The organism is Nocardia sp. GTS18 (assembly GCF_013839555.1).
Classification (GTDB): domain Bacteria; phylum Actinomycetota; class Actinomycetes; order Mycobacteriales; family Mycobacteriaceae; genus Nocardia; species Nocardia rosealba.
This window is the reverse complement of the sequence record NZ_JACBIU010000045.1, coordinates 17,790-29,846: the sequence shown is the minus strand read 5'-3', so window position 1 is coordinate 29,846 and position 12,057 is coordinate 17,790. Positions and strand designations below refer to the sequence as shown.

Sequence of the window (12,057 nt, the reverse complement as noted above, 5' to 3'; positions counted from 1 at the left end):
ACGCCCGCATCATCCCCATCGCCCCACCCATACCAAGCTCCCCGACCAGCTGCGGCCCGAGTTTCACCCCCGCGAGCACACCTGCCAGCCCGGTACGCAACAACCTTCCGACCATCACCCCCAACTCCCAGTGCGCGGCAAGCCGGATGATCCGCCACCCACCATCCGTCGCGACAAGGTCGTAGCGCAGATGCATCGGCACGACAACGGTCGCACCCGTCGACATGGTCGTCTCGATGTGCAGGTCACGTACCACCGTGTGTCCGGCGACGATGTCGCGCTCGACCCGAAAGGCGATGGTGTTGGGCGCGATGAAGACGTTGTAGAAGCGCGAGATCGCCTCGGGCCCGATGTGCGCACGCGAGCCGTAGGGGTCGTGCACCGCCGCCTGCTCGGCGAACAGCCCGACCCAGGCGGTCTTGTCGTGGGCCGCCACGGCGCGCGGGGATGCCAGCACCGCCGCCAGCAGGTCTTCAGCGGTCCGGTCGAGCGGCATCTGCGTCCTCCATTGTCGCGTTCCCCCTGCGCGATCCATGATAGAACGTGTTCTAGTTTTGCGTCGGCGATCGTGCCGCACGCCTGGACAGAGGATCTCGATGGACTGGTACACCGGGAACACGACCTACGACACGGTGTTGACCATCGCGTTCGGCTTCGCCGCGTTCGTCATCGTCGGCGGGCTGTTCGCGCAGAGCCCGTACGGCCGCTTCGCCTCCAACGCGGTGGGCTTCAACCTGAACCCGAAGCTGGGCTGGTGGCTGATGGAGTTGCCCGCGACCGTGGTGTTCGCGGTGTTCTATCTGAGCGGACCCGACCGCTTCGAGCCCGTCCCGCTGGTGCTGGCCGCCATCTGGGTACTGCACTACGGCAATCGCGGCTGGTTCTTCCCGCTGTCGATCCGGCAGGTGCCGGGCAAGAAGAGCACCTTCAATGTGTCGGTGGTCGGAGCGGGCGTTTTCGTGACGGCGCTGCACGGCTACCTCAACGGCGCGTTCTTCAGCAACGACTACAAAAATCAGTACGGCACCGCCTGGCTCACCGACCCGCGTTTCCTGATCGGGCTGGTCGTGTACCTGGGCGGCTTCGCCCTGCTGGTGCGCTCGGAGTCGATCGTGCGGAATCTGCGGGACAAGAACGACCCGGGCGCCGCCGAGTACCGCGTCCCGCACGGCGGCGGTTTCCGCTTCGTCAGCAGCCCGGCCTACCTCGGTGAACTGATCGCGTGGGCCGGGTTCGCACTGCTCACCTGGTCGTTGGCGGGCGTGGTGATCTTCCTGATCACCGCGGGCAACCTGGTGCCACGCGCCTTCGCGACGCACCGCTGGTACCGCGAGAAATTCGCCGACTACCCAGCGAACCGAAAAGCCCTGATCCCCAAGCTGCTCTGACCAAACCGGCCCCGCCCTCCCCGACCCCGAGGAGGGGACGCCGCGAAGCGGCGGTCGGCGGCCGTCCCGACGATCAGGCGCCGTGGCGTAGGCGACGAAGGAGCAAGCCACGGTGCCTGATCGTCGAAACCGCAGGGGCCGCCGACTCGAGCGCGCCAGCGCTCCAAAAACACAGCTCAGTTCTTCGGGAACTTCAGCTGCGAGAGATCGATGCCCTCGAGACCGGGCGGCAGCTGGTCGAGACCGGGCGGCATCTGCGACAGATCCATCCCCGGCGGCATACCGGCGGGCATACCGGGGAACCCGCCGCGCATCTTCGGCGGCGTGGGACCACGCCCGCCCTTCTTGCCCTTCTTGCCCTTCTTGTTGTTGCCGCGGCGCGCGCCGGGCAGACCCATCTGACGGCCCATCATGGCCATCATCTTCTTGGCCTCGAAGAACCGGTCGACGAGCTGGTTGACCTCGGAGACCTGCACGCCGGAGCCGTTGGCGATGCGCAGGCGGCGGGAGGCGTTGATGATCTTCGGGTTGTCGCGCTCGGCGGGGGTCATACCGCGGATGATGGCCTGCACGCGGTCGAGCTGCTTGTCGTCGACGGCCGCGAGCGCGTCCTTCATCTGACCCGCACCGGGCAGCATGCCGAGCAGGTTGCCGATCGGGCCCATCTTGCGGATGGCGAGCATCTGGTCGAGGAAGTCCTCGAGGGTGAGCTCACCGCTGCCGATCTTGCGGGCGGTCTCCTCGGCCTGCTTGGCGTCGTAGACCTGTTCGGCCTGCTCGATGAGGGTGAGCACGTCACCCATGCCGAGAATGCGCGAGGCCATCCGATCGGGGTGGAAGACGTCGAAGTCCTCGAGCTTCTCACCGGTGGAGGCGAACATGATGGGCGCGCCGGTGACATTGCGCACCGACAGCGCGGCACCACCGCGGGCGTCACCGTCGAGCTTGGTGAGCACGACGCCGGTGAAGCCGACACCGTCGCGGAAGGCCTCGGCGGTGCTCACCGCGTCCTGACCGATCATCGCGTCGAGCACGAAGAGGGTCTCGTCGGGGTTCACGGCGTCGCGGATGCCCGCGGCCTGGCGCATGAGTTCTTCGTCGATGCCGAGGCGACCGGCGGTGTCGACGATGACCACGTCGTACTGCTTGGCCTTGGCCTCTTCGATACCGCCCGCCGCGACCGCGACCGGGTCGGCGGCGGTGATACCGAGCGGGTTCTCGCCACCGCCGATGGAGGTGCCGCCGTGCGGGGCGAACACGGGCACGCCCGCGCGCTCACCGACGACCTGCAGCTGTGTGACGGCGCCGGGACGCTGGAGGTCACAGGCCACGAGCAGCGGCTGATGGCCCTGACCCTTGAGCCATTTGGCGAGCTTGCCCGCGAGGGTGGTCTTACCCGCACCCTGCAGACCGGCCAGCATGATGACCGTCGGCGGGTTCTTGGCCAGGTTGAGGCGCCGGGTCTCACCACCGAGGATGGCGACGAGTTCCTCGTTGACGATCTTGACGACCTGCTGGGCCGGGTTGAGCGCCGCGGAGACCTCCGCGCCCTTGGCGCGTTCCTTCACATTGGCGATGAACCCGCGCACCACGGGCAGCGCCACGTCGGCTTCGAGGAGGGCGAGGCGGATCTCGCGCGCGGTGGCGTCGATGTCGGCCGGTGACAGCCGCCCCTTACCGCGCAGATCCTGCAGTGCACCGGTAAGCCGGTCGGACAGGGATTCGAACACCGATCGCGCTCCTGATCTGAAAGGGACCTCTATTGCCCTCCCAGGGTAATGGGTGTTATTCCCCGGAGCGCACGTGCGGTGGCGCGGTGCGGCGCAATTCGTGGTTCTCGATGTTGACCAGGTACACCGCCTCGCGCCCGGTGAGGCCGAGCTCACGCGAGAGCGCCTCGATCCGGTTCCACTCGGATTCGGCGGAATCGGTGTGATGGGCGGTGGTCGAGGCGATGGTCATCGCGGCCAGGGCCTGAGCACCGGTGAGGGTGCGGCCCGGCAACCACGAAACCACCCACAGGTCACCGCCGACGCAGCGCGCGATGTGCGCGGTCGCGTCGCTGGTCATCATCGATGCGGAGACGACTTCGATAGCCACGGATCAGCTCCCCTCGAACGAGTGACAGCCGGACCTTTCGAATGCTATAGGTCGTGTTTCGACTTATCGGGCAGCGAGTAACCAATACGTAGCAACCCGATAGCAATCGGTGAGTAAACCGTGTCCTAACGTTTCAGGCGTCCGAACCGATCTCGGCGGGCTGCTGCGGCGGTGCCGGGCGGGGAACCACGTCCAGAACGGCCTTTTCGATCCGTTCGCGCAGGGCAGGGCTGTCGGCGTCACCGAGTTCGAGGCAGAACGCGTCGACCACGGCCGTGCCCATCGTGACCACCTTGGCCCAGCGCACATTCGCGCCCGCCGCGGCGAACGCGCCCGCGAGCCTGCTGAGCAGCCCGACCCGGTCCTCGGCGCGCAATTCCAGGATCACCTGTCCCGGTGCGGGTGCGGACTGCCAGATCAGGCGCGGCTGGGCGCGCGCGTAGCGGCCGACGGTCTCGGTCTCGCGTTTGACCAGCGCCGCTTGCAGATCCAGCGCACCGCTGATGGCCCGGATCAGTTCCTGGCGGAGCAGACCCGCGTCGGGTGGGTCGCCGAACTTCGGGGTGACGACGAAGGTGTTGATCGCCGATTCACCGACCCCGCCGAGCGAGGCCGACAGCACCCGCAGTGAATGCAGCGCCAGCACGCCGGCCGCGTCGGCGAGCAGACCCGGCTCGTCGGGCGCGATGACGGTGACCACGTGGGTGTGTTTGCCTTCTCCCGCGCTGAGCGTCACGTGCACACCGCCGGCCTCCGCCTTGGCAACCAGGTCGGGGTCGATCGGCTCCGGTTGCGGCAGCGGCTCTCCCGCCATCACCAGCCGGCACCGGCGAACCAGTTCACCGATCAGCGAAGCCTTCCAATCACCCCACACACCGGGCCCCGTCGCCATCGAGTCGGCTTCGGCCAGGGCGTGCAGCAATTCGAGCAGACCCACGTCGCCGCCGAGCGCGTCGACGACGTGGCCGACGGTGGCCGGGTCGTCGAGGTCGCGCCGCGTCGCGGTGTCGGGCAGCAGCAGGTGGTGGCGCACGATAGCGCTGAGAGTTCGCACGTCCGAGGGCCACAGGCCGAGCCTGCGCCCGATGTGGGTGGCCAGTTCGGCGCCGACCACGCTGTGGTCACCGGTGCGTCCCTTGCCGATGTCGTGCAGCAGGGCTCCGAGGATCAGCAGATCGGGGCGGGCCACACGGGTGCTGAGGCCGGTGGCGTAGGCGACGGTCTCCATGAGGTGGCGGTCGACGGTCCAGGTGTGCAGCGCGTCGCGCGGGGGCAGGTCGCGGACCGCACCCCATTCGGGAAAGAGCCTGCCCCACAAGCCTGTTCGGTCCAGGGCCTCCACCGCATCGATCGCGCCGCGCCCCGCGCCGAGCAGCACGAGCAGGTCGTCGAGTGCGTCCTTGGGCCAGGGTTCGCGTAGCTCGGGGGCGTCTTCGGAGAGCCGGTTGAGGGTGGTCGCCGACATCGGCAGCCCGGTCTGGGCCGAGGCGGCGGCGACGCGCAGGATCAGGCCGGGGTCGCGTTGCGGGCGGGCGTCGCGGGCGAGCACCACCTCACCGGCGTGCTCGACCACGTCCTCGTCGAGCGGGCGGCGCACCGGGAGGCGGCGCAGCCGGGCCAGTCCGCGCCGGGGCAGTGCGTTCGCGGCGGTGCGCAGACCAACGTCGGTCGAATAGCTCACCGTGCGTGCCGAATCGGTGAGGGTGCGGGCCAGGTCGAAACGGTCGCCGATGCGCAGCGCGGCGCCGATCTCGTCGGCGTCCTGTGCGCGTAACTGGTCGCGAGCGCGACCGGCCACGCGGTGCAGTTCGGTGCGCACGTCGAGCAGGCGTCGGTGCGCCTGTTTCAGACCGCCGCCGGGTACCTCGGGCCCCAAACCTGGTACGGCATCGGTCAATTGGGCGATGGCGAGGGCATCGAGCAGCTGGATGTCGCGCAGCCCGCCGCGACCGTTCTTCAGATCGGGTTCGGCGCGGTGGGCGATCTCGCCGCTGCGCTGCCAGCGGGTGTTCGCCTGGGCGATGAGGTCGTCGAAGCGGGAACGGATGCCGGTGCGCCATTCCCGGCGCACCCCGCCGATCAGCAGGTTGCTCAGATCCTCGTCGCCGACGATGTGGCGGGCCTCGAGCATGCCGAGCGCGGCGATGGTGTCGTCGGCGGCCACGCGAAGCGCCTGCGGCACCGTGCGCACGCTGTGGTCGAGTTTGATGTGGGCGTCCCAGAGGGGATACCAGAGCTTGTCGGCCACCTCGGCCACCACGGCTTGGTCGACCCCGTCGTGCAGCAGTACGAGATCGAGATCGGAGTAGGGCAGCATCTCGCGCCTGCCGAGCCCGCCGACGGCAACCAGGGCCAGCCCGCTGTCGGGGGTGATGCCGAGTTCGTTGCCCTTGCTGGTGAGCCACAGGTCGAACAGGTCGACCAGCGCGGCCCGCAGAGCTTGTGGGTCGAGCCGCGGATTGCGGGTGCCCGCTCCCTCGAGCAGCGCCGCTCTGGCCTTCACCAGGTCGGTTGCCGCGTTGTTCTGTGTTCCGCCGTTGCGCTGTTCCACTGCCCCACCACCCATTCATGCGGGCGGCCCCGCCCCGACCGAATCCGGTAGGAGCGGGGCCGCTCGATCGTTCGCCGTGCGACTGCGGCGAATTACAGTGCGTCGGTACCGCGTTCGCCGGTGCGGACCCGGATGATCGTGTCCACCGGGGTCACCCACACCTTGCCGTCACCGATCTTGCCGGTGCGCGAGGCCTCGACGATCACCTCGACGACCTTCTCCACCGAGGCATCGTCGACGACGACCTCCACGCGCACCTTCGGCACGAAGTCGACGGAGTACTCCGCACCGCGGTAGACCTCGGTGTGGCCCTTCTGCCTGCCGTAACCCTGGACCTCGCTGACGGTCATGCCGAGCACGCCTGCCTGTTCCAGCCCGGTCTTGACGTCTTCGAGCGTGAACGGTTTGACGATTGCCGTAACCAGTTTCATGTTCGTCATGCCTCCTTGACGAGCGAGCGTGCCGTGCCACCCACAGCAGCGAAATCGTAAGCGGTTTCCGCGTGCTCGGACTCGTCGAGGCCCGCGGCCTCGGACTCTTCACTGGCGCGCAGGCCGATCGTGAACTTGATCGCGTACGCGATGACGGCCGTGGCGACCAGCGAGTAGGCCAGAACCACGAAGGCACCGACAGCCTGCAGCTTCAACTGCTCGACCCCACCACCGTAGAACAAGCCGGCGACGCCCGCCGGGGCTTCGCTGGTAGCGACGAGACCGACCATCAGGGTGCCGACCAGACCACCGACCAGGTGGACGCCGACCACGTCGAGCGAGTCGTCGAAGCCGAAGCGGAACTTCAGGCCGACGGCGAGGGCGCACAGCGCACCGGAGACGACACCGATGGCCAGGGCACCGATCACGTTCACCGAGGAACACGCCGGGGTGATGGCGACCAGACCCGCGACGATGCCCGAGGCGGCGCCGAGGGAGGTGGGGTGACCGTCGCGGATCTTCTCCACGAGCAGCCACGCCATCATCGCGGCGGCGGTGGCGATCGTCGTGGTGAGGAAGGTGGCGCCGGCGATGCCGTTGGCGCCGAGGGCCGAACCGGCGTTGAAGCCGTACCAGCCGAACCACAGCAGACCGGCGCCGAGCATCACGAACGGCAGGTTGTGCGGACGGAACGGGGTCTTGGGCCAGCCCTTGCGCTTGCCCAGGATCAGGCACAGCACCAGACCGGCGGCGCCCGCGTTGATGTGGACCGCGGTGCCACCGGCGAAGTCGATGGCCTTGAGGTTGTTGGCGATCCAGCCGCCCGCCTCAGCGGTGTAGCCGTCGAAGGCGAACACCCAGTGCGCGACGGGGAAGTAGACGACGGTGGCCCAGATTCCGGCAAAGACGAGCCACGAACCGAACTTCAGGCGGTCGGCGACCGCACCCGAGATGAGGGCGACCGTGATGATCGCGAACATGAGCTGGAAAGCCACGAAGACGGTGAGCGGGATACCCGAGGTGATCGGGGCCGTCGGGTCCTCCGGGGTCGCGGTGAACAGCGGGATGCCCGGGGAATCGGCGGCGGTGCCACCGAAGATGCTCTTCAGACCGAAGTACTGGAGCGGGTCACCGACCAGGTTGCCCTTGTCCTCGCCGAACGCCATGGAGAACCCGTATAGACACCACAGGACGGTGACCAGTCCCATGGCCGAGACGCTCATCATGATCATGTTCAGCACGTTCTTGCCACGGACCATGCCGCCGTAGAAGAACGCCAAACCCGGCGTCATCAACAGCACGAGCGCTGCCGACGCCAGCATCCAAGCGGTATCACCGGTATCCGGTGTACCGATCAATGGAAATGCCACCTTGTCTTCCTCCTCATCTCGGGCCTCGCCGATGACGGCAAAAAGGACCTGTACAGAAGGGTCGCGACTTGGTGTTTCATCCGTTGAGCTGTGGTGTTTCACCTGCGTGAACGGATCGGCCACTTGTGTTGCCACCAGGTTTCGCGAGTTTCGCCACAGCTTGGCAGCTCACCGTGAGCTCGGGTCGCAGGTGCGGTTTGCCGCCCGTTCGCGCGGCGGGTCGCCGGTGCGCACCTGCCCTGGACACAGCACTGCCCGCCCGGTTCGCGGTGACCGGGCGGGCAGTGCCGTAGTGCTAGGAAGTGCCGCCGAGCAGGGCGTCGACGAAGGCGCTCGGCTCGAACGGGGCCAGATGGTCGGCGCCCTCGCCCAGGCCGACGAGCTTCACCGGCACACCGAGTTCGTGCTGCACCTGGAAGACGATGCCGCCCTTGGCGGTGCCGTCGAGTTTGGTGAGCACCACACCGGTGATGTCGACGACGTCGGCGAACACGCGCGCCTGCATCAGGCCGTTCTGGCCGACGGTGGCGTCGAGGACCAGCAGCACCTCGTCGACCTCGGCCTTCTTCTCCACCACGCGCTTGACCTTGCCCAGCTCGTCCATCAGGCCGGTCTTGGTGTGCAGGCGACCCGCGGTGTCGATGAGGACCGCGTCGACACCGCGATCGATGCCCGCGGTCACCGCGTCGAAGGCGACGGCGGCGGGGTCGGCGGCTTCCTTGCCGCGCACGGTCTCGGCGCCGACGCGTTCGCCCCAGGTCTGCAGCTGGTCGGCGGCGGCGGCGCGGAAGGTGTCGGCCGCGCCGAGCAGGACCCGGCGGCCGTCGGCGACGAGCACGCGGGCGAGCTTGCCGGTGGTGGTGGTCTTGCCGGTGCCGTTCACGCCGACGACCAGCAGGATGGCCGGTTTGTCGCCGTGCGGCAACGCGTGGATGGACCGATCGAGTTCGGGGCGCAGCGCCTCGATGAGCACGTCGCGCAGGGCGGCGCGGGCCTGTTCGGGGGTGCGCACGCTGCGCGCGGCCATCTCCTCGCGCAGGCGGCTGACAATGGCGGCGGTGCTCGCGGTGCCGATGTCGGCGAGGACGAGGGTGTCCTCGATCTCCTCCCAGGAGTCCTCGTCGAGGTCGCCGCCGCCGAGCAGGCCGAGCAGGCTCTTGCCGACGGCGTTCTGCGAGCGGGCGAGACGACCGCGCAGGCGGACGAGGCGACCGGTTGTCGGGTCGATCTCCTCGATCTCGGTGGTGACCTCGGGCTGGGCGGGTGCCGTGCTCGGCGCTTCGGGTGCCGGAGCAGGAGCGACAGGTGGCGCGGTGTCGGCCGGGGTGGCCTTCGGCTCGGGCGCGGTCTTCGGCGTCTCGGTCGGCGCGACCTCGGTCGGCGCATCGGTCGTCGGCGCGGTGTCGGTAGGCGCGGTCTCGGCGGGCGGGGCCGTCGTGGGTGTGGTGTCCGGCGCGGGTTCGGTGGGCGCTACCGGAGTCGTGAGCGAGGAGGCGTCGTCCGGGACGACCACCGGCTTCTCGACCGACACGTCACCCTCGGGCAGCGGCACATCGGTGATATTGCGGCGCGGGGCGTCGCGGGGGACGGCGGCGTCGTCACCGACGTGCGGTTGCCCCTCGGTGTCGGTGCGCTCGACGCGCGGCAGGGGTTCCGGACGCGGCGCGGTAGCCGTCGACCCGCCCTGGGTGAAACTGAATCCGCCGGAGGCCGTGTAACCACCGGAGCGGTCCGTCAACTCCTTGTCCGGCTCGGGCGGCGCCAGCGAAATCTGGCGTCGCTTGTACAGGACGAAACCCGCGACGAGCGCCACCAGCAGCACGGCGGCGATCGCGGCGATCAGGATCCACGCTTGCGAACTCACTCGGCCGAGTCTATTCGGCTGCCTCGTCGCGGCACGTCGGCGGCGTCGTCCCGGCGGGTCGGGCGCGGGTTTCGGAGGTGTTCGCCGATCGGCGGAAACACTACAGATTCGTTGTCCTGCGGAACTTCTGGCGTTTCACCCATAGGATCGGCGGAGTGACCGATCGAAACGTGCTTGGGGGGCCGCTGGAAGAGTGCGGCACCGATCCTCTCACGGGCTTCTACCGGGACGGCTGCTGCAGCACCGGTCCGGAGGATCTCGGCAGCCACACCGTGTGCACCGTGGTGACGGCGGAATTCCTGGAACATCAGGCATCCATCGGCAACGACCTCAGCACCCCGCGCCCGGAGAACAACTTTCCCGGCCTGCAGCCGGGCGACCGCTGGTGCGTGGTTGCGGTCCGGTGGCTGCACGCCCATGAGGACGGTGTCGCCGCGCCGGTGGTCCTGGCCGCCACCCATGAGAATGCCCTCGAGGTCATCTCGATGGACATCCTGCGCAAATACGCCGTCGACGTCCCCGACGACGTCAGCGACCTGCTGTAGACGCTCACGCGCGGCGGAGCCGCGGGGAGGTCGACGAGCTGCGGAGCCGGTGGGCTTTCTGGCGGCAGGCCGGGGAACAGTAGCGAGCCGGTCTGCCGATCGCCGGCCGGCGGACCGGTGCTCGGCAGACGGGGCACGGCGCCGGGCTTTCGCTACTTCTCGCCGTTTCGTCACGGTCGGTTTTCGCGAGTTCCGTTACGGCTGAGGACGGGGTCCGCAGGGCGTCGAGGATGAGCGCGACGGCGGGTGCGACGGGCTCGCCGGTCTGCCGATGCCGTTGGATCGCAACACATCCGGTGAAGATGTCCAGCACGTCGGTGACGGTCACCTCCGCGCGGACCGCGCCCTGACGCTGGGCCGCGACGAGCAGTGCACCGACCGCACGGTGGAAACGCTCGCCCGCGCCACGAAGCAGCGCGCGAGGCCAGCCGTCGTCGGATTGCACCAGGTCGCACAGGTCTTTGTTGCCCGGCGTCGTCACGATCACGTGGGTGCACAGGGCGAAGAAGGCCGCGCCGGGGTCCGGATCGGTCAGGTGTTCGGCGGCCAGCGCCGCCAGTCCGTCGACCCGCTCCTGCATGACCGCTTCCAGCAGCGCGGTTTTCGTGGGGAAATGGCGGTGGACAGTGCCGGCGCCGACACCGGCGCGGCGAGCCACCTCCATCAGCGAGACCCGGGTGCCGCGTTCGGCCAGGGCACGCTGGGCGGCCGCCAGGATCAGCGCCCGGTTGCGCCGTGCGTCGGCCCGGACCGCTGGTTCCGTGCCGTCTGGGACCGTCATTTCGTTACGCCTTCCCCACTTCGGACGTGGCATACCCGGTCGTCGCGCCCGTACCGTCCGCAATACGGGTCGACCGACCCGATTGTAGACACAGGATCGATCACGAAACGGAGCTCCTCCGCCATGACGTCAGCACTTCCAGTCCTGATCACCGGCGCGACCGGCAAGCAGGGTGGTGTCACCGCCCGCAGGCTGCTCGCCGACGGCCACGGGGTTCGCGCGCTCGTGCGTAACCCGCATTCCCCCGCCGCTCGCGCCCTGGCCGAGGTGGGTGTCGAACTGGTCGTCGGCGACTTCGACGACCCCATCTCGCTGCGCGCCGCGGCGAAGGGCACTCGGGCCGTATTCCTCATCCCGCCTGCCGACTACGGGCCGAGCGGGTGGACCGCGGGCGACGAAGCCCGCCGCGGTATCGCCATGATCGAGGCGGCTCGCGCTGCCGAAGTCGACCAGATCGTGTTCTCCGGAATCGCCACCATGGGCCCGGCCGAGTCGTGGGGGCAGGAGGGCAAGCGCCGGATCGAGGACGCGATCCGTGCGGCGGGGTTGCGCTACACCGTGTTGCGGCCGGTGCGGTTCATGGAGAACTATCTGATGCACGGCTCACCGGTGGACGGCATCCGGGCAGGTGGGGAGCACCGTCACCTGTTCCCGGCCGACCGTCCGTTGCAGATGATCGCGCTCGACGACATCGCCGCCTTCGCCGCGCTCGCGTTCGCGGACCCGGACGGTTGGCACGGTCGCGAACTCGAGCTGGCGGGCGAGGCGATCACCCCCACCGAAGCGGCCGCCGCCATCTCGGTCGCCATCGGCCGCCCGATCCACTACCGCGAGGTCTCGGAAGCCGAGGCCGAGGCGATCGGCCCCCAGCTCGCCAACACCTGGCGGCTCATCCGCGAAACCGGTGGCTGGCACGCCGACCTGCCTGCCCTGCGCGCCCTCCACCCGAGCCTGACGAGCCTGCCGGACTGGCTGGCCCGCGGCGGCGCCGAACGCATCGCCGCCCGACTGGACGTGCCTGCGTGAT

11 protein-coding genes are annotated in these 12,057 nt (G+C 69.0%); 3 read left to right on the top strand and 8 right to left on the bottom strand.

Annotated features, from left to right (window positions below; all coding sequences use genetic code 11):
- A partial coding sequence (locus HYG95_RS22880; protein WP_181700914.1) for a nuclear transport factor 2 family protein occupies positions 1–496 on the bottom strand: 496 nt, incomplete at its 3' end.
- 100 nt (positions 497–596) lie between these two features.
- On the opposite strand from HYG95_RS22880, the gene HYG95_RS22875 reads away from it, so the two are divergent.
- A complete protein-coding gene (locus tag HYG95_RS22875; protein ID WP_181700912.1) occupies positions 597–1,388 on the top strand; it encodes a methyltransferase in 792 nt (263 codons plus the stop codon).
- A gap of 176 nt (positions 1,389–1,564) precedes the next feature.
- On the opposite strand, the gene ffh is transcribed toward HYG95_RS22875, so the two are convergent.
- From ffh to ftsY, 6 genes are all read right to left on the bottom strand, one after another.
- Positions 1,565–3,118: a signal recognition particle protein gene (ffh, locus tag HYG95_RS22870; protein ID WP_181700910.1), complete on the bottom strand. Its 1,554-nt coding sequence runs from the start codon at positions 3,116–3,118 to the stop codon at positions 1,565–1,567.
- A 55-nt stretch (positions 3,119–3,173) separates the two neighbouring features.
- Positions 3,174–3,488 (bottom strand): hypothetical protein, encoded by a 315-nt coding sequence (locus tag HYG95_RS22865; protein ID WP_225279181.1) that lies wholly within the window; start codon positions 3,486–3,488, stop codon positions 3,174–3,176.
- A 133-nt stretch (positions 3,489–3,621) separates the two neighbouring features.
- The gene (locus HYG95_RS22860) at positions 3,622–6,039 is read right to left on the bottom strand and encodes a [protein-PII] uridylyltransferase (RefSeq protein WP_370465891.1); all 2,418 of its coding nucleotides are present in this window, start codon (positions 6,037–6,039) and stop codon (positions 3,622–3,624) included.
- A gap of 92 nt (positions 6,040–6,131) precedes the next feature.
- Positions 6,132–6,470 carry a P-II family nitrogen regulator gene (locus HYG95_RS22855; protein ID WP_067493492.1) on the bottom strand — a complete coding sequence of 113 codons (339 nt, stop codon included), beginning with the start codon at positions 6,468–6,470 and terminating at the stop codon, positions 6,132–6,134.
- Positions 6,471–6,475: 5 nt separating this feature from the next.
- Entirely contained in the window at positions 6,476–7,840 is a 1,365-nt protein-coding gene (locus HYG95_RS22850) for an ammonium transporter (RefSeq protein WP_067493415.1), read from the bottom strand.
- A 295-nt stretch (positions 7,841–8,135) separates the two neighbouring features.
- Positions 8,136–9,704, bottom strand: a complete 1,569-nt coding sequence (ftsY, locus tag HYG95_RS22845; protein ID WP_181700906.1) for a signal recognition particle-docking protein FtsY — start codon at positions 9,702–9,704, stop codon at positions 8,136–8,138.
- 155 nt (positions 9,705–9,859) lie between these two features.
- Here ftsY and HYG95_RS22840 point away from each other — a divergent pair, with 155 nt between their 5' ends.
- Positions 9,860–10,249: a DUF2237 family protein gene (locus HYG95_RS22840; protein ID WP_019048221.1), complete on the top strand. Its 390-nt coding sequence runs from the start codon at positions 9,860–9,862 to the stop codon at positions 10,247–10,249.
- Between the two features lie 4 nt (positions 10,250–10,253).
- Here HYG95_RS22840 and HYG95_RS22835 read toward each other — a convergent pair whose 3' ends face one another.
- Positions 10,254–11,030, bottom strand: coding sequence for a TetR/AcrR family transcriptional regulator (locus HYG95_RS22835; RefSeq protein WP_181700904.1), 777 nt, complete (start codon positions 11,028–11,030; stop codon positions 10,254–10,256).
- A 123-nt stretch (positions 11,031–11,153) separates the two neighbouring features.
- Here HYG95_RS22835 and HYG95_RS22830 point away from each other — a divergent pair, with 123 nt between their 5' ends.
- Positions 11,154–12,056 (top strand): NmrA/HSCARG family protein, encoded by a 903-nt coding sequence (locus tag HYG95_RS22830; RefSeq protein WP_181700902.1) that lies wholly within the window; start codon positions 11,154–11,156, stop codon positions 12,054–12,056.
- Position 12,057: the final 1 nt, after the last annotated feature.

Coding starts and splice junctions, on each gene's coding strand:
- HYG95_RS22875 (WP_181700912.1), top strand. CDS start 597: ATGGACTGGTACACCGGGAACACGACCTACGACACGGTGTTGACCATC.
- HYG95_RS22855 (WP_067493492.1), bottom strand. CDS start 6,470: ATGAAACTGGTTACGGCAATCGTCAAACCGTTCACGCTCGAAGACGTC.
- HYG95_RS22835 (WP_181700904.1), bottom strand. CDS start 11,030: ATGACGGTCCCAGACGGCACGGAACCAGCGGTCCGGGCCGACGCACGG.
- HYG95_RS22830 (WP_181700902.1), top strand. CDS start 11,154: ATGACGTCAGCACTTCCAGTCCTGATCACCGGCGCGACCGGCAAGCAG.